General features: G+C 75.7%; 16 protein-coding genes and 2 pseudogenes. 11 read left to right on the top strand and 7 right to left on the bottom strand.

Going from position 1 to position 20,506, the window contains the following annotated elements:
* The first annotated feature begins 3 nt into the window (after positions 1 to 3).
* From ACFC0B_RS34185 to ACFC0B_RS34210, 6 genes and pseudogenes are all read left to right on the top strand, one after another.
* A complete protein-coding gene (locus ACFC0B_RS34185) occupies positions 4 to 1,575 on the top strand; it encodes a hypothetical protein (protein WP_376094963.1) in 1,572 nt (523 codons plus the stop codon).
* Positions 1,572 to 2,765: a DegT/DnrJ/EryC1/StrS family aminotransferase gene (locus ACFC0B_RS34190; protein ID WP_376094966.1), complete on the top strand. Its 1,194-nt coding sequence runs from the start codon at positions 1,572 to 1,574 to the stop codon at positions 2,763 to 2,765. Before ACFC0B_RS34185 ends, ACFC0B_RS34190 begins: the two co-directional genes overlap by 4 nt.
* Before the next feature lie 138 nt (positions 2,766 to 2,903).
* Positions 2,904 to 3,314 (top strand): annotated as a pseudogene (mscL, locus tag ACFC0B_RS34195) (large conductance mechanosensitive channel protein MscL); the annotation flags it as partial.
* A gap of 522 nt (positions 3,315 to 3,836) precedes the next feature.
* Positions 3,837 to 4,637, top strand: a complete 801-nt coding sequence (locus tag ACFC0B_RS34200; protein ID WP_376094969.1) for a DUF6643 family protein — start codon at positions 3,837 to 3,839, stop codon at positions 4,635 to 4,637.
* Between the two features lie 337 nt (positions 4,638 to 4,974).
* Positions 4,975 to 5,853, top strand: coding sequence for an MOSC domain-containing protein (locus ACFC0B_RS34205; RefSeq protein ID WP_376094972.1), 879 nt, complete (start codon positions 4,975 to 4,977; stop codon positions 5,851 to 5,853).
* 269 nt (positions 5,854 to 6,122) lie between these two features.
* A complete protein-coding gene (locus ACFC0B_RS34210) occupies positions 6,123 to 8,531 on the top strand; it encodes a right-handed parallel beta-helix repeat-containing protein (protein WP_376094975.1) in 2,409 nt (802 codons plus the stop codon).
* A gap of 93 nt (positions 8,532 to 8,624) precedes the next feature.
* Here ACFC0B_RS34210 and ACFC0B_RS34215 read toward each other — a convergent pair whose 3' ends face one another.
* Positions 8,625 to 9,743 (bottom strand): PLP-dependent cysteine synthase family protein, encoded by a 1,119-nt coding sequence (locus ACFC0B_RS34215; protein WP_376094978.1) that lies wholly within the window; start codon positions 9,741 to 9,743, stop codon positions 8,625 to 8,627.
* Positions 9,744 to 9,858: 115 nt separating this feature from the next.
* Complete coding sequence (locus ACFC0B_RS34220) at positions 9,859 to 11,037, bottom strand: ROK family protein (protein ID WP_376095062.1); 1,179 nt, start codon at positions 11,035 to 11,037, stop codon at positions 9,859 to 9,861.
* A 116-nt stretch (positions 11,038 to 11,153) separates the two neighbouring features.
* Here ACFC0B_RS34220 and ACFC0B_RS34225 point away from each other — a divergent pair, with 116 nt between their 5' ends.
* Together ACFC0B_RS34225 and ACFC0B_RS34230 are read left to right on the top strand one after the other, a co-directional pair.
* Entirely contained in the window at positions 11,154 to 12,407 is a 1,254-nt protein-coding gene (locus tag ACFC0B_RS34225; protein ID WP_376094981.1) for an MFS transporter, read from the top strand.
* A 43-nt stretch (positions 12,408 to 12,450) separates the two neighbouring features.
* A complete protein-coding gene (locus ACFC0B_RS34230) occupies positions 12,451 to 13,032 on the top strand; it encodes a HutD family protein (RefSeq protein WP_376094984.1) in 582 nt (193 codons plus the stop codon).
* Between the two features lie 29 nt (positions 13,033 to 13,061).
* Here ACFC0B_RS34230 and ACFC0B_RS34235 read toward each other — a convergent pair whose 3' ends face one another.
* Both ACFC0B_RS34235 and ACFC0B_RS34240 read right to left on the bottom strand, forming a co-directional pair.
* Positions 13,062 to 14,516, bottom strand: coding sequence for a hypothetical protein (locus ACFC0B_RS34235; RefSeq protein ID WP_376094987.1), 1,455 nt, complete (start codon positions 14,514 to 14,516; stop codon positions 13,062 to 13,064).
* Positions 14,517 to 14,674: 158 nt separating this feature from the next.
* Positions 14,675 to 15,433, bottom strand: a complete 759-nt coding sequence (locus ACFC0B_RS34240) for an acyltransferase (protein ID WP_376094990.1) — start codon at positions 15,431 to 15,433, stop codon at positions 14,675 to 14,677.
* Positions 15,434 to 15,562: 129 nt separating this feature from the next.
* Here ACFC0B_RS34240 and ACFC0B_RS34245 point away from each other — a divergent pair, with 129 nt between their 5' ends.
* Positions 15,563 to 16,315: a maleylpyruvate isomerase family mycothiol-dependent enzyme gene (locus tag ACFC0B_RS34245; RefSeq protein WP_376094993.1), complete on the top strand. Its 753-nt coding sequence runs from the start codon at positions 15,563 to 15,565 to the stop codon at positions 16,313 to 16,315.
* Between the two features lie 19 nt (positions 16,316 to 16,334).
* Here the strand turns inward: ACFC0B_RS34245 and ACFC0B_RS34250 are convergent, their stop codons facing one another.
* Positions 16,335 to 17,108 carry an enoyl-CoA hydratase family protein gene (locus tag ACFC0B_RS34250; RefSeq protein WP_376094996.1) on the bottom strand — a complete coding sequence of 258 codons (774 nt, stop codon included), beginning with the start codon at positions 17,106 to 17,108 and terminating at the stop codon, positions 16,335 to 16,337.
* A 130-nt stretch (positions 17,109 to 17,238) separates the two neighbouring features.
* Positions 17,239 to 17,502 (bottom strand): annotated as a pseudogene (locus tag ACFC0B_RS34255) (Uma2 family endonuclease); the annotation flags it as partial.
* A 59-nt stretch (positions 17,503 to 17,561) separates the two neighbouring features.
* On the opposite strand from ACFC0B_RS34255, the gene ACFC0B_RS34260 reads away from it, so the two are divergent.
* On the top strand, positions 17,562 to 17,984 hold the full coding sequence (locus ACFC0B_RS34260; RefSeq protein ID WP_376094999.1) for a RidA family protein: 423 nt from the start codon (positions 17,562 to 17,564) through the stop codon (positions 17,982 to 17,984).
* 4 nt (positions 17,985 to 17,988) lie between these two features.
* On the opposite strand, the gene ACFC0B_RS34265 is transcribed toward ACFC0B_RS34260, so the two are convergent.
* Positions 17,989 to 19,305: an MFS transporter gene (locus ACFC0B_RS34265; RefSeq protein WP_376095002.1), complete on the bottom strand. Its 1,317-nt coding sequence runs from the start codon at positions 19,303 to 19,305 to the stop codon at positions 17,989 to 17,991.
* A gap of 75 nt (positions 19,306 to 19,380) precedes the next feature.
* Between ACFC0B_RS34265 and ACFC0B_RS34270 the strand changes: the two genes are divergently transcribed.
* Entirely contained in the window at positions 19,381 to 20,376 is a 996-nt protein-coding gene (locus ACFC0B_RS34270; RefSeq protein WP_376095005.1) for an ArsR/SmtB family transcription factor, read from the top strand.
* The last annotated feature ends 130 nt before the right edge of the window (positions 20,377 to 20,506 follow it).

Genomic DNA, 20,506 nt, shown 5'->3' on the forward strand with positions numbered 1-20,506 from the left:
GGGGTGCCCAGGGGCCCGGGTGCGCCAGGGGTGGCGACGGCGGCGCTCAGACGCGTCCCCTGGCCGTCCGCCGTCGCCGCCGCCCTGGTCACCGGCTACGTCACGCTCTTCGTGCTCGCCTCGGTGCACACCTCGTACGACACCTGGGGCGCGCTGCTGATCCTCCCGGCGCTGATGGCCGTCGGCACCCCGGTCCTCGCCCGGATCGCCGCCGCCAACCCCGAACGGGACGTCTTCCGGCTGCTGCTGCTGGCGATGACCGCCAAGCTGCTCTGCGCCTTCCCCCGCTACCTGATGGCCTTCGTGCTGTACGGCGGCGCGGCCGACGCCAAGATGTACCACCAGAAGGGCACCGAGCTCGCCGCCTACCTCGACCAGGCCGACCTGCTCGGCGGCGTCCACTACGACCTGGGCATGAAGGTGGCCGGCACCGGCTTCGTCATCATCGTCACCGGCGTGGTCTACGCGATCACCGGCCCCTCGCTGATCGGCGGCTTCCTGGTCTTCTCCTGGCTGGGCTTCTGGGGCCTGCTGCTGTTCTGGCGGGCGCTGCAGATCGCCTTCCCGGAGGCGGACACCCGCAAGTACGCCAAGCTGGTCTTCTTCCTGCCGTCCCTGCTGTTCTGGCCGTCCAGCATCGGCAAGGACGCCTGGATGATGTTCTGCCTGGGCCTGACCACCTACGGCACCGCGCGGCTGCTGGACCGCCGGTTCGGCGCCTTCGCCTGCATCGCGCTCGGCTCGCTGGGCACCGCGATGGTCCGCCCGCACGTCACCGCGCTGGCCGGGGCCGGGCTGATGGTCGCCTACGTGCTGCGCCGCCGTCCGCGGCAGGTCAGCGCGCTGGGTCCGCTGCGCACCATCCTCACCGCCGTGGTGCTGGGCGCGATGGCGGTGCTGGTGCTCCAGCAGGTCTCCACCTTCTTCGGCACCGACGGGACCGGCGGCGACGCCGTCAACCAGGTGCTCTCGGAGACCTCCCGGCGCACCAGCCAGGGCAACTCGATGATCAACGCGACCGCGCCGGAGGACGCCGCGCCGAAGTTCAGCCTCAACCCGGCGGGGCTGCCGGTCGCGGTGATCAGCGTGCTGTTCCGCCCGTTCCCGTTCGAGGCCTCCAACATCCAGAACCTGATCCAGTCGGTGGAGTGCTTCGCCCTGCTGGTGATGTTCATCCGGGCCTGGCCGCGGCTGAGCCGGCTGCCCCGGCTGTTCGTGCAGCGCTCGTACGTGGCCTTCGCCGCCGTCTACACGCTGCTGTTCTGCTGGGCCTTCTCGACCATCAACAACATGGGCATCCTGTCCCGCGAACGGGTCCAGGTGCTGCCGCTCGCCCTGGTGCTGCTGGTCGTCCCGGCCGCCGCGAGCCGCGGGACCGCCGCCGGCCGCCGGCCGCCACCGGTGTGGCGGGCCGCGCCCGGCCAGTGGGGCGCCCGGCGCCGCGCCGAGCCGCCGGAGCGGCGGGCCCGGCCGGCTCCCGCGCCGGCGCCCTCCCCGGCCCCGCCGCCCTCCGTCGCGCCATCCTCGTCAACCGTGCCACCGTCACCGTCCCAGGGGGGATCGACCGCGCCATGACCACCGACACCCTTGCCCTGCCCGCCGCCCTCGGCGGCACGCCCGCCTTCCCCGGCGGGCTGCCGCTCACCCGGGTCCAGGTGCCCGACCGCGCCGCGCTGCTGGAGCGGCTCGGCACCGTGCTCGACAGCGGACAGCTCACCAACGGCCGCACCGTCGCCGAACTGGAGGAGGCGGCGGCCGAGCTGCTGGAGGTGCCGCACGTGGTGGCGGTCTCCAACTGCACCACCGGGCTGATGCTGGTCCTCCAGGCCGCCGGCCTCGACGACCGCCGCCCGGTGGTGATGCCCGGCTTCACCTTCTCCGCCACCGCGCACGCCGCGCACTGGGCCGGCGGCACCCCGGTGTTCGCCGAGGCCCGCGAGCGGGACATCACCCTCGACCCCGAGGACGCCGCCGCCAGACTGGCCGCCGCCGACCGCCCGGCCGCCCTGATGGCCACCCACGTGTACGGCACGCCCTGCCAGGTCGAGCGGCTCCAGGAGGTCGCCGACGCCGCCGGGGTACCGCTGGTGTACGACTCGGCGCACGGCTTCGGCAGCCGCCGCAAGGGCGTGCCGATCGGCAATTTCGGCTACGCCGAGGTGTTCTCGATGAGCCCGACCAAGGTCGCGGTGGCCGGCGAGGGCGGCCTGGTCGCCACCCGCGACGCCGACCTCGCCCGCCGGCTGCGCACCGCCCGCGACTACGGCAACCCGGGCGACTACGACACGCTCTTCCCCGGCCTGAACGCGCGGATGAGCGAGCTGCACGCCGCCGTCGGCCTCAACTGGCTGGCCGGCCTGCCCGAGCGGGTGGCCCACCGGACGGCGCTGGTCGAGGAGTTCGCCGCGGTGACCGCCGGACTGCCCGGGCTGCGCCTGGCGCTGCCGGAGGAGGGCGACACCTCCACCTTCAAGGACCTCACGCTCATCCTGGACGACGCCGCCTTCGGCCTCACCGCCCGCCAACTCGCCGACGCGCTGCGGGCGGAGGGCATCGACTCGCGCCGCTACTTCCACCCGCCGGTGCAGCGCCAGCGCGCCTACGCCCACCTGGGCCAGGCCGAGTCGCTGCCGCTCACCGACCGGCTCGCCGACTCGGTGCTCACCGTGCCGCTCTGGTCGCAGATGGACGCGGCCACCGTGCGCCGGGTCGCGGAGGCCGTGGTCCGGATCCAGCCGTACGCGGAGCGTCTGCGCGCGGCCTGACCCGACCGGGCCGGTCCGCGGGCCCGTTACGCGGTTCGGGTGAACGCGGTTGGACCGCGGGCCCACCGGGTCGGCAGGATGTCCGGCCGGGGCCCGCGGTCCCGTTCCACCCTCCCCCGTACGGATATGGAGTTCCCGGTGCTCAAGGGATTCCGCAGCTTCCTGCTGCGCGGAAACGTGGTCGACCTGGCGGTCGGCATCGTGATCGGCGCGGCCTTCACGGCCGTGGTCACCGGGTTCGTGACGGCGTTCCTGACGCCGTTGATCGGCGTGGCGACGGGCGCGGTCGGCGACTTCACCCAGAAGACCTTCGACGTGGCCGGCACCCGGTTCCCGTACGGGGTCTTCGTCAACGCCCTGATCGGCTTCGTGCTGGTGGCCGCGGTGATCTACTTCATCGTGGTGGTGCCGGTCGGCAGGCTCCAGGCCAAGCTGGAGGGCGCCAAGCCGGTGCCGGCCGCCACGGCGGACTGCCCGGAGTGCCTCAGCAGGATCCCGGCCGCGGCGGTGCGCTGCTCGTTCTGCACCTCCGAGGTGGCCGGCCGGCCGGGCTTCCCGGCCCAGCGCGGCCCCGTCGAGCAGCCCGCGGGCCCGTCGACCGGGAAGCCCGCCGAGAAGGCCACCGGGAAGACCGGCGAGAAGAGCGGCGACAAGACCGAGAAGGCCGGCGACAAGACCGCCGAGCAGGCCGCCCCGGCGCACTGAGCGGGACTCGGCCACCCGGCCGCGGGCCCATATCGGCCCTGACGGGGACTTTATTCCCCAAACATTCACGAGCCCCCGCCGCGCCCCCGGCGGGGGCTCGAATGCGCCGGTCCGCGCCCCGCCCGCAGAAGTTTCTTCGACGGTCCCCGAACCGTCCACCGGCCCGTCACCGCACGGGTCTTCGGAACCCCCGTCCGACCCCCGTTCGAACCCCCGGAGCCCCCGGACAGTGGCCTGAAGTCGCCGCCGAAATGTCCGTTCTTCCTACTTTCGAAGCCTTTGTTCGGGCGAAGCTTGTGTAAACACTCGAACTGCTCCGCCTCCCAGTCTCCTCAGCAGGCGCGTTGTGGGCTTACCGTATGCCCCATGACCTCGCCCCGCTCCTACGACGGAGTCGGCTACCCCTCTCCGTCCTTCTCCTCCGGCACGCCCATCTACGACAGCCTCGTCGCAGAGCGCGGTGTCCCCCAGATCGCGCCCATCAACGTGCCGGCCGCCCTCCCGCCGGCCCTGTCGACCGGTTACGGATCCGGCCTGTCCGGCCCGTCCTACGAGAACAACCGGTACGGCACCGGGTACGACAGCCCCGGCGGCAACCTCCCCGCCCTGCCGCCCGCCCGCCTCGCCCTGGGCCCCGGCCCGAGCAGCGCGCCGTCCTCCGGCCCGGCCACCGCGTACATTCCGGCGCAGCCCGCGCCGGCGTACGCCGCCGCGCCCCAGCCGCCGGTCCCCGGCTACGGCGGCCCGCAGCCGTACCTGCCGGGCCAGCGCCCGCAGACCCCGGCCCCGGGCTTCACCCAGGCCGCCACCGGCGGGTACCAGCCGTCCGGCGGCCAGAGCTTCGGCGGCCAGAACACCTTCGTCGGCGGCCACGGCGGCCCGCAGACCTTCGGTGCGCAGCAGGCCGGCGGCCCGGTCGGCCCGCAGGGCACGGCCGGCCAGCCCCAGGCCCCGCAGCCGTTCGGCGGCCCGCAGGGCTTCGGCGGCCAGGGTACCCAGCCCGGCGGCTTCGGCGGCTCCGGCGACCAGTCCTTCGGCGGCGCCCAGCTGCGCCCCGCGGTCACCCCGGTCGCCCCGGTCCGCCCGATGCAGCCGCAGCGGCCCGGCCCGTACGGCGAGCCCGGGCAGTTCCAGCAGGGCTACCAGCCGCAGGCCCAGAGCTACTGAGGCCGGTGACAGCTCCGGGCCGGCCCCACCCGGCCCGCACCCGCACCACCTAGCACCACCCGGCGCACCCACATCCGCCGGGCGTACGGAGAAACGGGTCATCCACGGACCGCCCGGAACGCCGCCCCACCCGGCGTTCCGGGCGGTCCGTGCGCATTCGGGCGCACGTGCGGGCACGTGCGGGCGCGTACGGGCCGCCGTGCCACCGCCGCCGGGCCGCCGCCGCCTGGCCACCGCCGCCGGGCCGAGACCGGGCCGCCGCCGGGACCGCGTCCGGCGCACCGGGGAGACGGACCGCGCCCGCCGCCGGCCCGGACCCGGCTGGCAGGATGGGGGAATGCAGCTCACCGGACTCCACGTCTACCCCGTCAAGTCCATGTACCGCCTGAGCCCCGAGAGCGCCCGCGTCGAACCGTGGGGCCTGGCCGGCGACCGGCGCTGGATGCTCGCCGACGCCACCGGCCGGTTCGTCAGCCAGCGCGAGAACGCCGCCCTGGGCCAGGTCCGCGCCGAGCTCGCCCCCGCCGGGGCCCTCGTCCTCACCGCCCCCGACGGCTCGCGCGCCGAGATCCCCGCCCCCGCCGTCGCGGTCGGCGACCCGCTCGCCGACGTCGAGGTCTGGGGCACCCGCTTCCGCGCCGCCGAGGCGGGCAAGGAGGCCCAGCTGTGGATCGCCGAGCACCTCGGCGACTACCGCCTGGTGCACCTGGACGACCCGCGCGCCCGGCCCGTCGACCCGGACTTCTCGGCCCCCGGCGACACCGTCTCGATGGCCGACGGCTTCCCGCTGCTGCTCACCAGCACCGCCTCGCTGGCCCGCCTCAACGAGCTGATCGCCGCCGAGCACCCGGACGGCCACGAGGAGCTGCCGATGGAGCGGTTCCGCCCCAGCGTGGTGGTCTCCGGCGGCGAGCCCTGGGCGGAGGACGGCTGGCAGCGGATCCGGATCGGCGAGCTGACCTTCCGGGTGGTCAAGCCGTGCGGGCGCTGCGTGGTCACCACCACCGACCAGGAGAGCGGCGAGCGGCGCGGCCCCGAGCCGCTGCGCACCCTGGCCAGGCACCACCGGCTGCTGAAGAAGGCGGCGTTCGGGCAGAACCTGATCCCCGAGCGACCGGCCGGCGTCGAGGGCGATGTGCTCGGCACGCTGCGGCTGGGCGACGAGGTCGAGGTGCTGGAGGACGGCGCGCACTGGCCGGCCGACCGCCAGGTCTGACGGCGGGCGCCCGCGCTCGCGCCCCCGTTTCCGCACCCGCGTCCCGGAACCGGACGTGTGCGCGCTCGTTGGAGCAGGTGCCGACACACCCGGTGGACCCGCGGCAGGCGTCCACCCCGTCCGGCCCGCGCGGCCGGAGCACCCGCGCGGGCGCGCTACGGTGGGCGGACGACCCGCGCACCCCGGTGCGCCGCGTCCGGGCGCACCGCGTCCGCGTGCGTCCGGTCCGCAGATCGCCGGCTCGATGAAGGTGGGGACGACAGACCGTCATGGCTGAGCACAGGGTCCGGGTCACCCAGGACAGCGCATCCCGCTGGCGGCGCCGCGCCGGCGAGTACGACACGCTCGCGGAGGCCCTGGCGGCCGCGGAACCGGGCGACACGGTGACCGTGCGACCGGGCACCTTCCGGGAGAACGTGGTCGTCGACAAGGCGGTGACGCTGGTCGCCGCGTCGGGCCCCGGCAGCGTCCGGATCGACCCGCCGGGCGGGGTGCCGCTCACCGTCACCGCCGCGGCGGCCGTCCGCGACCTGGTGATCGAGGGCAGCGACCGGTCCGCCCCGGCCGTCCTGGTCACCGGCGAGGAGGCGACCCCCGCGTTCACCGGCTGCCGGGTGGAGACCCACTCGGCGGCCGGGGTCGAGGTGACCGACGGCGCCCGGCCGACCCTGAAGGGCTGCGTGGTGACCAACCCGGACGGCCTCGGGCTGCGGCTGCGCGGCCCGGGCACCGCCGCCGCCTTCGAGGACTGCGAGGTCGCCGCCGCCGGCCAGGCCGGGCTGGCGGTGCTCGGCGGCGCGGCCGCCGCGCTGGAGCGCTGCCGGGTGCACCACGCCTCCGGCGCGGGCGTGCTGCTCTCCGACCCGGGCAGCGCGGCCGAGCTGACCGGCTGCGAGATCTACGAGATCCGCGGCAGCGGGGTGCAGGCCGAGGCGCAGGCGGGCGGCCGGCTGGTCGACTGCGAGATCCACCGGGTCACCGGCAACGGGCTCACCCTGGACGGCGAGGCCGAACTCGTGCTCACCGGCAGCCGGGTGCACGACGTGCCGGAGAACGCCGCCGACCTGCGCGGCCGCGCCCGGCTCAGCCTCGTCCACTCCACCGTGCGGGACTTCGGGCGCGGGGCGCTCTCGGTCTGGGACCAGGGCACCGAGGCGAGCGCCGAGTCCTGCCAGATCCACGGTTCGAACGGCGAGTACCCGGCGCTGTGGGTGAGCGACGGCGCCCGGCTCACGCTCACCGACTGCGCGCTGCACGACCTGCCGGACGCGCTGTTCGTGCTGGACCGCGACTCCGCGGCCGTCGCCGAAGGCTGCTCGTTCAGCCGGATCCGCAGCTCGGCGGTGTCGGTCAGCGGCGGGGCGACGGTGACGCTCACCGGCTGCCGGGTCCAGGAGGCGGGCACCGGGCTGTGGTTCCGCGACCACGGCAGCGGGGGCGTGCTGACCGGCTGCGAGATCTCCGACGTGGCGACCGGTGTGATCGTCACCAAGGGCGCCGACCCGGTGCTGCGGGACTGCACCGTGCGGGCCGGCTCGGACGCCGGCGTCTACGTCTCCGCCCAGGGCCGGGGCACCTTCGAGGACTGCCGGGTCTCGCACGGCAAGGGCTTCGGCTTCCACATCATCGACGGCTGCCGCACGGTGCTCACCCGGTGCCGGGCCGAGCAGAACGAGCGGGCCGGCTTCGAGTTCTCCGAGCCCGGGCCGGTGGTGGAGGGGTGCACCTCGGACGACGTACCGGCCGCAGGGGCCGCCGGAGCGGCCGAGATCCCCCCGCCGCGCGCCCAACTCGCGGCCACCGCGGCGACCTTGGCCTCCGCCGCGCCGGCCGCCGCGGTGATCGGGCCGATCCCCGACTGCCGGCCCGCCGACGAGGCACTGGCCGAACTCGACGGGCTGGTGGGCCTGGCCACCGTCAAGCAGGAGGTGCGGACGCTGATCGACCTGATCTCGGTCGGCCGGCGGCGGCAGCAGGCCGGACTCAAGGCGCCCTCGCTCCGCCGCCACCTGGTCTTCACCGGCGCCCCCGGCACCGGCAAGACCACGGTAGCCCGGCTGTACGGCGAGATCCTGGCCTCGCTCGGGGTGCTGCAACTCGGCCACCTGGTCGAGGTGGCCCGGGTCGACCTGGTCGGCGAGCACATCGGCTCCACCGCGATCCGCACCGCCGCCGCCTTCGACCGGGCGCGCGGCGGCGTCCTGTTCATCGACGAGGCGTACGCGCTGGCACCGGAGGACGGCGCCCGCGACTTCGGGCGGGAGGCGATCGACACCCTGGTGAAGCTGATGGAGGACCACCGGGACGAGGTGGTGGTCATCGTGGCCGGCTACACCGCCGAGATGGAACGCTTCCTGTCCGCCAACCCCGGGGTCTCCTCGCGGTTCTCGCGCACCATCACCTTCCCCGACTACTCGGCCGGGGAGCTGCTGGAGATCGCCCGCGCCCAGTGCGCCGAGCACGAGTACGCGCTCGCCGAGGCCACCGAGCACGCCCTGCTCGACCACTTCGCCGGCATCGAGCGCGGCCCCAACTTCGGCAACGGGCGCACCGCCCGCCAGGTCTTCGAGACCATGGTCGAGCGGCACGCCATGCGGATCGCCCACCTGCCCGACGCCTCCACCGAGGACCTCCAGCTGCTCGTCCCCGCCGACCTCCCGACGACCCGCCTGCCGTAGGGGCAGGAGGACCGGCGGTGATCCGGGGCGGCGCGCCCGCCGCGCGGCCCGCCGGTCAGCCCGTCCGGCCGTCGCCGGTCAGCCCGTCGCCGGTCAGCCCGTCCAGTCGCCGCCGGCCAGGAAGGACTCCAGGCCGGCCAGGTAGGGCGCGATGTCGATCCGCTCGCCCGCCAGCCAGTCGTCCGAGTAGTACTTGTCGAGGTAGCGGTCACCCGGGTCGCAGATCAGGGTGACCACGCTGCCGCGCTCCCCCGCCGCCCGCATCTGCGCGACGATCCGCAGCGCGCTCCACAGCCCGGTCCCGGTGGACGCGCCCGCCTTCCGGCCGAGCACCCGGTCCAGCAGCCGCACCGCGGCGACCGAGGCGGCGTCCGGGACCTTCATCATCCGGTCGACCGCCCCGGGCACGAAGCTCGGCTCCATCCGGGGCCGCCCGATCCCCTCGATCCGCGAGCCGCGGTCGCACACCGCGTCCGGGTCGCCGTGCACCCAGCCGTCGAAGAAACAGGAGTTCTCCGGGTCGGCGACGCAGATCCGGGTGTCGTACTGCATGTAGTGGACGTACCGGGCGATGGTCGCCGAGGTGCCGCCGGTACCGGCGGTGGCCACGATCCAGGCCGGCTCGGGGTGCGGCTCCAGGCGCAGCTGGGCGAAGACCGACTCGGCGATGTTGTTGTTGCCCCGCCAGTCGGTGGCCCGCTCGGCGTAGGTGAACTGGTCCATGTAGTGGCCGCCGGTCCGCTCGGCGAGCCGGGCCGAGGCCTCGTACACCTCGTCCGGCCGGTCCACCAGGTGGCACTCGCCGCCGTGGAACTCGATCAGGTCGATCTTGGACTGGCTGGTGGACTTGGCCATCACCGCGATGAACGGCACCCCGACGAGCTGCGCGAAGTACGCCTCGGAGACGGCCGTGGAGCCGCTGGACGCCTCGATGACAGGCTTGCCGGGGCGGATCCAGCCGTTGCAGAGCCCGTAGAGGAACAGCGAACGGGCCAGCCGGTGCTTCAGCGAGCCGGTCGGGTGGGTGGACTCGTCCTTGAGGTAGAGGTCGATGCCCCAGTCCGCCGGGAGCGGGAAGCGCAGCAGGTGGGTGTCGGCCGAGCGGTTGGCGTCCGCCTGGACCTTGCGGACCGCCTCCTTGAGCCAGCTCCGGTACGCCGGGTCGGAACGGTCCACGTCAACGGTCGGTTCGATCCCCATGCCCATGCCCATGCCACTCTCCTCGTACGAGTCCCCTGGAAGCCCCCCTCCGTTCGCTCACTACGAGTGTATGGGTGTCACGATAAGTAACATTATCCGAAGCTCCAGGCTCCGCTTATCGGACCGGCTACCCGGCGGTCACCGACTGCGGGTCCGCCAGGTACGGGAGCCAGCCCAGTTCGGCCGCCCCGGCCAGCGCGCTGTGCTCCAGCTCCGCGCCGACGATCGGCACCCGGCCGCTGCGCCCCCACAGGCTGCGCTCGGCGACGACCGCGCGCAGCCGCTCCGGCGCGGCCTCCAGCAGGTCCAGGTGCAGCCCGCTGAGCACCACCCGGTCCGGGTTGAGGATGTTGGCGACCCCGGCCAGGCCGAGGCCGAGCCGGTCGATGACGTGCTCCACGGCCGCCCTGGCCCGCTCGTCGGTGGCGGCGGCCCGGCAGAGCTCGCCGGCCTGGTCGAGCAGCGGCCGGTCCGGGTCCGGCGTCAGCCCGGCGGCGGCGAACAGCGCGTCCGGGTCGGTCTCCGAGTTGAGGCAGCCCCGGTTGCCGCACCCGCAGGGCCGGCCCTGCGGATCCACGGTCAGGTGGCCGACCTCCAGGGCGAGTCCGGCGCTGCCGGTGTGCAGCCGGCCGTCGATGACCAGCGCGCCGCCGACGCCGCGGTGGCCGGAGGTGGCGAGCAGCAGGTGTCGCGCGCCGCGGCCGGCGCCGTGCCGGTACTCCGCGAGGGCGGCGAGGTTGGCGTCGTTGGCGATCGCGGTGGGCAGCGGGTCGAGCGCGCGCGGACCGTGGTCGGCGCGCCCCACCTCCACGTCGTACAGGTCGGCGACGGGCGTGCCGCTGGGCCAGGCGAAGTGCAGCGCGGCGAGCGCCGTGCCGTCCGGCTCGGTGACCGGGTTGGGCAGCGCGAGCGCCGCGCCGAGACAGCGCCGCTCGGTGCCGCGGGCGAGCTCCGCACCCGCCTGGGCGACGGCGCGCAGCATCCGCACCGGGTCGGTGGCGGCGGGCAGCGGCAGGTGGACCGGCGGGTCGAGCAGTCCGCCGAGGCCGGCCAGGGTGACGCTGAGGCCGTCGGCGTGGATCTGGCCGGCGACCACCACCGGGCCCGCGGGGTCGATGGCGAGCCGGTGCGAGGGGCGGCCGCGGCCGCCGCCGGCCGGGCGGGAGTCGACCGTGATGAGGCCGAGCGCCTCCAGTTCGGCGGTGACGGCGCCGGCGGTGGCCCGGGTGACGTCCAGCGCGCGGGTCAGCGCGGAGCGGGTCGGGGCCCGGCCGGTGTGGATCAGCTGGAGCGCGGGGCCGAGCAGCGTCCGCCCTCGGTCGGGGGCCGCGCGGCGGTGGGCGTCGCGCTGCGCGTCGTGGTCGGCCCCGGTCCCGGGCTTCGGGCTTGAAGGTGAGAGCTGCACGGACCTATTGTTACTTTGTGCCGCTCCGAAACAAAATCCGTCCCTCCGGTCCCCTCCGTCACCCCTCTCCCCAGTCTCGCAGCACCTCGGCGAAATCCCCCAGCCCCTTCGCGCACTCCCTCGCCTCCTGGGGCACCGCCCGGCTCGCCCTCACCGCCTTCTTCGCCGTCGACGGCCTGCTCTTCGCCGCCTGGGTGGTCCGCATCCCGGACGTCCGCAGCCAGGTCCACGCCTCGCACAGCGCCCTCGGACTCGCCCTGCTCTGCGTCTCGGCGGGCGCCGTCGTCACCATGCCGGTCGTCGGCCGGCTCTGCCTCCGGTACGGCCCCCGGCCGGTCACCGTCGCCTCGCTCGCCGTGCTCGCGCTCGCCGTCCCGCTGCCCGCGCACACCCACTCGGTGACGGCGCTCGGCGGCGTCCTGCTGCTCTTCGGCGCCGGCTACGGCGGGGCCAACGTCGCCATGAACAGCGCCGCCGTCGAGATCGTCGCCGAGCTGGGACGCCCGGTGATGCCCAGCTTCCACGCCGGGTACAGCCTCGGCGGCCTGCTCGGGGCGGGCGTCGGCGGGCTGCTCGCCGGCCCGCTCACGGCCGCCGAGTGGCTGGCGCTGGCCGGACTCGCCGGACTCGCCGTCACCGCGGCGGCGGGCGTCGCGCTGCTCCGCAGCCCCGCGGCGCGACCGGTCTCCGCCGCCTCCACCCCCTCCACCCCCTCCGCCCGCACCGCTCCCTCCTCCGGCCGGGTGCTGGTCCTGCTGCTCGGCCTCACCGCGCTCTGCACCGCGTACGGCGAGGGCGCCGTCGCCGACTGGACCACCCTGCACCTCACCGACGACGTCCACGCCGGCGCGCGGGTGGCCGCCGCCGCCTACGCCGCCTACGCCCTCGCCATGACCACCGGGCGGATCGGCGGCACCTGGCTCTCCCTGCGGCTCGGCCAGCACCGGGTGATGATCCTCGGCGGTCTCACCGCGGCGGCCGGGATGCTGCTGGCGGCGCTCGCGCCCCTGGTGCCGCTGGCCGTGGCCGGGTTCGTCCTGGTCGGGCTCGGGCTGGCCAACATCTTCCCGCTCGCCATCGCCCGGGCCGGCACCGTCGGCGGCCCGCAGGGCGTCGCCCTCGCCTCGACGCTCGGCTACGCCGGCATGCTGATCGGCCCGCCGGTGATCGGCTTCCTCGCCGACGCGACCAGCCTGCCGCTCGCCCTGACCACCGTCGCCGCCGCCGCGGTCGTCGCCGCCGTCCTCCCGCTGGCCGCCCGCCGCCACTGAACCCGTCACCCCGCCCCCACCGGCCCCGTGCGAGGATCGCGCCATGACGAACAGCACGGCTCCGGTCCGGTTCCTGCCCGCCGCCGGGCGACCGGCCACGGCGTGGCGCAACGGGGGCGGGGTGACCAGGGAGGTCGCCGGGGACCCGGCGGGCTCCGGGCCGGACGACTTCCGGTGGCGGGTCAGCCTCGCCGACGTCGCCTCCGCCGGACCGTTCTCCGCCTTCCCCGGCGTCGACCGGGTGATCACCGTGGTCGAGGGCCCGGGCATGGCGCTGACGGTCGACGGCACCGAGCACCTCGTCGACGCGCCGTTCCGCCCGTTCGCGTTCTCCGGCGACGCGGCCACCGACTGCCGACTGCTCGGCGGCCCGCTCGTCGACTTCAACGTGATGACCCGCCGCGGCCGCGCCACCGCCGACCTCGTCCTCGCCGAGCACCCCGGCCCGGTCGACGTCCCGGTCGGCGCCACCGTGCTGCTGGTCTGCCTCTCCGGCACCGCCACCCTCGACGGCGCCCCCCTCGCCCGCTACGACGCCGCCCTCCTCACCGCCCCGGCCGCCCACGCCCTGCGCCCCGAGGGCGTCACCGCCGTCGTCACCTTCCGCGACGCGCCGCCGATCTGACGGCGTCCGGCACCGGACTGGCCGGCTAGCTAGTCGGAGAAGCGCGCGATCACGGTGATCACGAGGCCGGCCACCAGCAGCACGGCGAACAGCCCGAGGCCGACGAGCAGGGGGACGCCGATCAGCTCCCCGGCGAAGCGCTTGGCCGGCACGATCGCGCCGGGGTCGGTGAGCAGGCGGTGGAGCAGCAGGCCCGCCGGCCAGCCCGCGGCGCCGAGCAGGAGGGCGCTGCCCCACGGGTGCTGGACGCCGGGCGTCGGGGCGAGGACGCGCGGGGCGGACCCGCGGTCGGCCCCGTCCGCGACGGCGTCCGCGGGGGCGGTGTCCTCCGGTGGGGCCTCGGCCGGGCCCGGAACGGTGGCCCAGACGGTCGTGCCGTCGTCGAGGACGAGCATCGCCCGCCCGCTGCCCGGCTTCCGGGCGAGCCAGCCGGTGGCGGGGGTGAGGTGGCCGCGCCCGGCCCCGAGGGCGCTGCACTGCAGCTCTTCGGGGGCCGGGGCCGTCTCGCCCGCCCGGCGGGCGCCGGGAGCGGGCTCCAGGAGCATCCGGGCCTCGGTCGCGGGCTCCTCCCCCGGCTCGGGCTCGATGTCGGTGCGGACCGCCTCGACCGTGGTACCAGGAACGCGCACCCGGGCCCAGTGCAGCGGTCCGGTCAGGAAGGCCTCGCTCCCCGAGCGGCCTGGCGTGCTGTACCAGGCGCGGCCGGCGGCCAGCCCGATCAGGCCGGCGGCGAGGGCGACGGACGCCCAGACCGCCCCGGCCACGCGCCGCAGCGGGGCGGGCTCCAGGAAGGGCTCGATCTCGCGCTCGGCGAGCGGCCCGGGCCAGGTCCCGCCCGGGACGTGCAGGACCCGCAGCCGGGTGCCGACGGCCAGACCGTCCACGGCGTCCGAGCGGTCGAGGTCGATCGGTTCGCCGGAGGTCCCGTCGACCGGGCCCAGCCGGTACGGGGTGTGGCGCGGGTAGGCGGGCAGCGGGTCGCCGTTGACCACCGGGGGCAGGATCTCGAACGCGTCCCAGCGCGCGCCCGCCGCTTCGAGGGCGACCAGTCGTCCGGCCGCCTCCTCGGGAGCGCCGCTGAACGGGGCGACCAGGGCGGGGACGGCGGCGACCGTGAGCAGGGTGAGCGCGCCGGCGCCCAGGCCGCGGCGCCAGGCCCGACGGCGGATCAGCCGGGCGGCGCCGCGCAGTTCACCGGGGGTGGGGCGGGGCGGGCCCGGGTCGGCCCGGTCGACCGGTGCCGCCGCGCGCGGCGCGCGGAAGCAGGCGAGCACCCGCAGCGCGGCGAACCCGAGGGCGACCGCCACCGCCCGGACCAGCAGCGGATCGCCGGAGCCGTTCCACGGACGCCGGACGGCCAGGACCACGCACACCGCGACGGCCAGGACGGTCAGCACGCCGAACGTCCTGGTGGCGGCGGTCGAGAGGCGGGGCGGGACGGCCTCCTCGGCCTCCGTCCCCTTGGTGTCGGGTTGTTCGGTCACCAGTCCCCCCGGGCCGGTCGTTCCCCTGACAGCACCCGCGGTGCGGCAGGGCGAGGCTACCGCGCGGCCCCCGCGTTGCCCAGCACGGCCCGGAGGCCGGGCGGACGCGGGGCCGCGCGGTCCCGCCCGCGCACACCCGCCGAGCCGCCCGGGCCCGCTCAGGCCCCCGGCTCGCCCGGCAGCCGCAGGTCCCACCCGGCCAGCGCCCGCAGTTGCGCGACCGTCACGTCGTCCGGCAGCGGCCGCGGCGGCTCGTTGCGGAACGGCGGCTGCCAGCCCTCCTCCGGCGTCCACCGGCGGACGGCCCTGGCCGGGGCGCCCGCGACCACGGTGTGGTCCGGCACCTCGCCGCGCACCACCGAGCCGGCCGCGACGACCACGTTGCGGCCCAGCCGGGCGCCCGGCAGGATCACCGCGCCGGTGCCGATCCAACTGCCGGAGCCGATCTCCACCGGCTCGTTGCGCGGCCACTGCTTGCCGATCGGCAGATCGGTGGCCCGGTACTCGTGCGCCTGGTCGGATATGTAGACGCCCGGGCCCGTCCACACGTCGTCACCGAGCACGATCGACTGGTGGCCGACGATGTGGCTGTCCCGGCCGATCACACAGCCGCCGCCGATCCGCACGATCGGCTCGGGGCCGAGGTCGAGCCCGGGCAGGAAGCCCGCGCTGATGGTCACCCGCTCGCCGATGATCGAGAACGGCCCGATGGTGATCCACTGCTCGTTGAAGACCGCGCCGAGCGGGAAGGTCAGCTTCGTCCCCGCGCCCAGCTCGCGGAACCGGTACGGCCCCGGGTTCTCGCTGGACACCGCGCCGGCCCGCTGCACCCACTGCCAGCCCCGGTGGACGAGCCGGCCCGCGGCTCGCCGGCCACCCGCCCGGGCGGCGCTGAACAGGGAACGCGTGATCGACATGCGCTCACGTTACCGGCCCGTAGCGCCCGCCCGGCGGGAGGGCGGCCAAGGTCACACGCCACAAAACTTCTCGAAACCCTGTTCGAAAAGCGGTGTCCGGAATCCGCCGCTGCTGCCAGACTCACCGTCATGGAGATCACCACGCACCTCGACGCCCTGCGCCGCGAGGGCGCCCTGCTCGCGGACGCCGCCGCCCGCACCGACCTCGCCACCCCGGTCCCGACCTGCCCGGAGTGGCAGCTGCGCGACCTCGTCCTGCACGTCGGCCAGGTGCACCGCTGGGTGACCGGCACCGTCCGCGACCGGCTGACCGCCCCGATGGACGCCGAACGGCAGCAGGCCGCCTGGGGGCCGGAGCCGGACGACGCCGACCTGGTCGCCTGGTTCCGCACCGGCCACGCCACGCTGGTCGACACGCTCACCGCCGCCCCGGCCGACCTGGACTGCTGGACCTTCCTCCCGGCACCGAGCCCGCTCGCGTTCTGGGCCCGCCGGCAGGCGCACGAGACGGCCGTGCACCGGGTCGACGCCGACGCGGCGGCGGGTGTCGAGGGGCCGCACGCCGACCCGGAGTTCGCCCACGACGGCATCGACGAGCTGCTGGCCGGCTTCCTGACCCTCGGCCGCTCCAAGGTCCGCAGCGAGCACCCGCGCACACTGCAGGTCAGCGCGAGCGACGGCCCGGGCCGATGGCTGCTGACCATCAGCCCGGAGCCGATCACCGTCGAGCACGCCGAGCGGCCGGCCGACCTGACGCTCACCGGCCCGGCCCGCGACCTCTACCTGCTGCTCTGGAACCGTCTGCCGGACGGCGGACGGGTGGCCACCGCCGGGGACGACTCGCTGCTCGACCTGTGGCGCGAGGCCGCGGCCATCGGCTGAGCCGCGCGGAGGCGGCGGGTCAGCGCACCCAGCGCGCCGGGCGCTTCTCCAGGAACGCGCGCATGCCCTCCTGCGCCTCCTCCGAGCCGAACAGCCGCGCCGACAGCTCCACCAGCTCGTCGGCGTCCCGCTCGAAGGAGCGCACCACCTCGGCGTTGGCGAGCCGCTTGGACTGCGCGAGGCCCTGCGGCGAACCCAGCCGCAGGGCGTCCAGCAGGCCCTTGAGCGCGACCTCGGCCGCCTCCGGCGCGTCGACGGCCTGCGTGACCAGGCCGATCCGGGCGGCCTCGACGGCGTCGAAGACCTCGCCGGTCAGGTAGTAGCGGGAGGCCGCGCGCGGATCCAGCTTCGGGCGCAGCGGCAGCGAGATGACGGCCGGCGCGAGCCCGAGCCGGACCTCGGTGAACGCGAAGGTGGCGGCCGGCCCGGCGAGCGCCAGGTCGGCCGCGCCGACCAGCCCGAGCCCGCCGGCCCGGACGTGCCCGTGGATCACGGCGATCACCGGCTTGGCGCAGTCCACGACGGCCCGCTGGAGGTCGACCAGCCCGCGCGGCCCGACCGTCGGATCGGCACCCGTCGCCTCCGAGAGGTCCGCCCCCGCGCAGAACACCTTGCCCGCGTGCGTCAGCACCACCGCCCGCACCTCCGGATCGGCCGCCGCCCCGGCGAGCCCGGCCGTCAGCTCGGCCATCAGCCGGGTGGAGAGGGCGTTGCGGTTGTGCGGCGAGTCGAGCGTCAGGGTGGTGACGGCGTCCTCGGTGGCGACACGAACGAGGGGCGCTTCGCTGGTCATCGGTGCGGTCCTGCTTTCCGGCTGAGGGTGGGTCGGAACGAACGCCCGCCGCCCGTGAGCCGCGCGCGCCCGCACGACTCTGACATGCCCGCCCTCCCCCGGACCAGCCCCCTCGGAGGCCCGGAGCGGATCAGAGCCGCGCCGTGTCGAGGGCGAGGCCGAACGGCTCCGGCAGCCGGACCGGCGCCCCGAAGGGATGCGGCCCGTCCTCCACGGCGTAGCCGAGCCGGGTGGGCTCGCTGAACAGCGTGCAGGTGCGGGCCTGGCGGTCGACCAGCAGGTGGAGCGGCGCCCCGTACTGGCCGTAGCGGCGGCGCTTGACCGTCCGATCGGTCTCCGCGTTCGACGGCGAGCCGACCTCCACCACCAGCAGCGTCTGGTCCGGGAGCAGCGCACCCTCCGTCCGACCGTAAACGCGTGGTGCGGTGATCGGGCATCGGCCACGATGGGCGCATGACCATGGAATCGCAGCGGAACGCCGCCCCTCTCACCCACATCGCCGAGCCGCCCGGGGTCGCTCCGGGGACGGGGTACACGCAGGTCGTCAGCGGGAGCGGGCGGCTGGTGGCCGTGTCGGGGCAGGTGGCGTTCGACGAGGAGCGGCGGCTGGTCGGGGAGGGGGACCCGCAGGCGCAGGCGCGGCAGGTGTTCGAGAACCTGCGGCGCTGTCTGGCGGCGGCGGGGGCGGACTTCTCGCACGTCGTCAAGCTGACGTACTTCGTCACCGACATGGCGTACATGCCCGCCGTCCGCGAGGCCCGCAACGAGGCGCTCGGGGACCTGCCGCTGCCCGCGTCCTCGGCGATGCAGGTCGCCGCGCTGTTCCTGCCCGAGGTGCTGATGGAGATCGAGGCCTTCGCGGTCGTCCCGGAGTAGGCCCTCAGCGCACCGCCGCCCCGCTCCGCCGCCGGGCCCACCGGACGGCGGGGCCCATCGCGAGGCCCGCGCCGGCGAGCAGGGCGCCGAGGGCGGCCCAGCCGGCCGGGCCGTGGCCGATGACGACCGTCGAGACGACGGCCGGGCCGATCATCAGGGCGGCGGCGGTGCCCGCGTTGAAGACGCCCTGGTAGGCGCCGTGGGCCCGTTCGCCGGCCAGGTCGTAGCTGAGCGCCCAGGTGCCCGCCTGGCCCAGGACCTCGCCGACCGCCTGGAGCCCGACGCCGGCGAGCACCACCACGGCGGCGATCGCGGCGGGCGCGCCGTGGGCGAGGGCGATCACCAGGCAGGAGGCGGCCAGGATCAGCCCGGCCCGGCCGCAGGCCCGCGCGGCGGCGGCCGGGTGCTCGGTGCCCCGGGTGGCGCGGACCTGGAACGCGATGACCAGCACGGTGTTGACGACCAGGGTGGCGGCCACGGTGATCCGGGGCGCGTCGGTCTGCTGGACGATCCACAGCGGCACGCCGACCTCCAGCAGCGCGAACTGCAGGGCGAGTACCGCGCTGAGCGCGGTCACCAACAGGAACGGCCCGTCCCGCAGCGCCGGGTTGCGCTCCCGGGCCGGCCGCGCCTCGCCCCGCTCACTGCCCGCCGTCTCCGCCCCGCCCGTCGCCTCCGCCCCGCCCGCGCGGCCCGGCACCGGCATCCGGTGGAACATCACCGCGACCGCCAGGTACGAGACCGCGTCGGCCAGGATCGCCGCCAGATAGCCGGGGCGCGAGTCCACCTGGAGCGCGATCGCGCCGACGCCGGTGCCCAGGCCGAGCCCGACGTTGGTCACCACCCGCAGATAGGCCCGCCCGGCCACCCGCTTGTCGGCCGGCAGCACCTCGGCGTAGAGGGCGTTGCGCACGGCGGCCGCGCCCCGGTCGGCGGCGGCGACCAGGCAGGCGAGCGCCACGAACGCCGGGTAGCCGCCGACCGCGGTGTAGCCGGCGGTGCCGAGGCCGGTGAGCGCGACCAGCGCCACCAGGATCGGTCGGCTCCCCCAGCGGTCGGCGGCGCGCCCGGCGGGGACGCTCGCGAGCACCCCGCAGAGCCCGGCGGCGGTGAGCGCGAGGCCGAGCTGCGCCGCGCTCAGGCCGAGGTAGCGGGTGAAGAACAGCACCCCGACGGAGAGTGAGAGGCCGCTGCCGAGGGTGTTGAACAGGGTGATCCGGGCGAGCCGGCGCACCGTCGGGTCGGGGTGCAGCAGGCGGGAGGCCCTGGACGCGGGCAGCGCGGGGCTCGGTGCGGCGTTCGCCGCCGGTGGGGTGGTCATGCCCACGATCCCACCCCGGCACGGCCCCCGAGCCGTACTGATTTAGGCTCGCCCTAAAACGTCAGGGGGGACGGCGTGCACCGGTTCAAGCTCGATCTGGCGGATCTCGCCACCACCTGGTTCGCCTGCTCGCCGATCCAGGAGGCCGCGCTCAGTCTGCGGATGTGGACCCACCCGGGCGTCTACCACCTGCAGTCCCCCGCCTTCGAACGGCTCCGGCCCGCCTTCGAACGGCTGCCGGACCGGAACCTGCTGCTCTCCCTGGTCTCCGCCAGCCGCTGGGTCCCGGACTTCCTGACGCCCCGTCCGGTCACCCCCTCCCCGGACTTCCGCAGCGAGCTGGCCACCGTCCGGGCGCTGCCGCCCGAGCAGTTGCGGCCGGAGCTGGAGCTGGCCTTCCTGCTGGATCCCCGGCCGATGCCCGCCGTACTGGCGGACGGCCTGGCCGATCCGGCCCGGCTGCTGGCCCGGATCGCGGACGCCCTGGAGGAGTACTGGGAGCACTGCCTGGCGCCCGCCTGGTGGCCGCAGGCACGGGCTGTGCTGGAGGCGGACCTGGTCTACCGGGCGCGGGTGCTGGCGCAGCAGGGCGCGGCGGCGCTCTTCGCCGACCTCGACCACCGGCTGCACTGGGCGGACGGCATCCTCGCGATCAACCGGCACTGGTCCGCCTGGGACGAGGAGATCACGGTGGACGGGCGGGGGCTGGTCCTGGTGCCGACCTTCTTCGCCCGCGGCGCGATCACGATGATCAGCAACGACCGCGCCCCGCAGGTCAGTTACCCGGCCCGCGGCCAGGCGGGGATGGCCGGACCGCGCCCGCCGGCGACCCCGCGCGCGCTGGAGCGGCTGCTCGGCGCGCCCAAGGCCCGGCTGCTGGCGCTGCTGGCCGAACCGGGCTCCACCACCGACCTCGCCTACCGGCTGGGCGTCACCCCGGGCGCGGTCAGCCAGCACCTGGCGGTGCTGCACGCCACCGGCCTGGTCACCCGGGCGCGGCACGGCCGCTCGGTGCTGTACGCCCGCAGTCCGCTCGGCGACGAGCTCTGCGGCGAGCCGCGCCGCAGCTGAAGCACCGGTCCGCCGGGCCCGGCCAACTCCTCAATGGTACAGACCTGTTGACGCATTGGTCTGTACCTCCTACAGTGCCCATGCCCCCGTCTCCCCACGGCGGCGGGCATGTCACGACCCCCGCACCACC

Source organism: Kitasatospora sp. NPDC056184, from assembly GCF_042268405.1.
GTDB lineage: Bacteria > Actinomycetota > Actinomycetes > Streptomycetales > Streptomycetaceae > Kitasatospora.

What these genes read in the sequence shown, in the direction of transcription:
- ACFC0B_RS34190 (WP_376094966.1), top strand. Translation starts at nt 1,572, where the DNA reads ATGACCACCGACACCCTTGCCCTGCCCGCCGCCCTCGGCGGCACGCCC.
- ACFC0B_RS34200 (WP_376094969.1), top strand. Translation starts at nt 3,837, where the DNA reads ATGACCTCGCCCCGCTCCTACGACGGAGTCGGCTACCCCTCTCCGTCC.
- ACFC0B_RS34205 (WP_376094972.1), top strand. Translation starts at nt 4,975, where the DNA reads ATGCAGCTCACCGGACTCCACGTCTACCCCGTCAAGTCCATGTACCGC.
- ACFC0B_RS34210 (WP_376094975.1), top strand. Translation starts at nt 6,123, where the DNA reads ATGGCTGAGCACAGGGTCCGGGTCACCCAGGACAGCGCATCCCGCTGG.
- ACFC0B_RS34215 (WP_376094978.1), bottom strand. Translation starts at nt 9,743, where the DNA reads ATGGGCATGGGCATGGGGATCGAACCGACCGTTGACGTGGACCGTTCC.
- ACFC0B_RS34230 (WP_376094984.1), top strand. Translation starts at nt 12,451, where the DNA reads ATGACGAACAGCACGGCTCCGGTCCGGTTCCTGCCCGCCGCCGGGCGA.
- ACFC0B_RS34240 (WP_376094990.1), bottom strand. Translation starts at nt 15,433, where the DNA reads ATGTCGATCACGCGTTCCCTGTTCAGCGCCGCCCGGGCGGGTGGCCGG.
- ACFC0B_RS34245 (WP_376094993.1), top strand. Translation starts at nt 15,563, where the DNA reads ATGGAGATCACCACGCACCTCGACGCCCTGCGCCGCGAGGGCGCCCTG.
- ACFC0B_RS34250 (WP_376094996.1), bottom strand. Translation starts at nt 17,108, where the DNA reads ATGACCAGCGAAGCGCCCCTCGTTCGTGTCGCCACCGAGGACGCCGTC.
- ACFC0B_RS34260 (WP_376094999.1), top strand. Translation starts at nt 17,562, where the DNA reads ATGACCATGGAATCGCAGCGGAACGCCGCCCCTCTCACCCACATCGCC.
- ACFC0B_RS34265 (WP_376095002.1), bottom strand. Translation starts at nt 19,305, where the DNA reads ATGACCACCCCACCGGCGGCGAACGCCGCACCGAGCCCCGCGCTGCCC.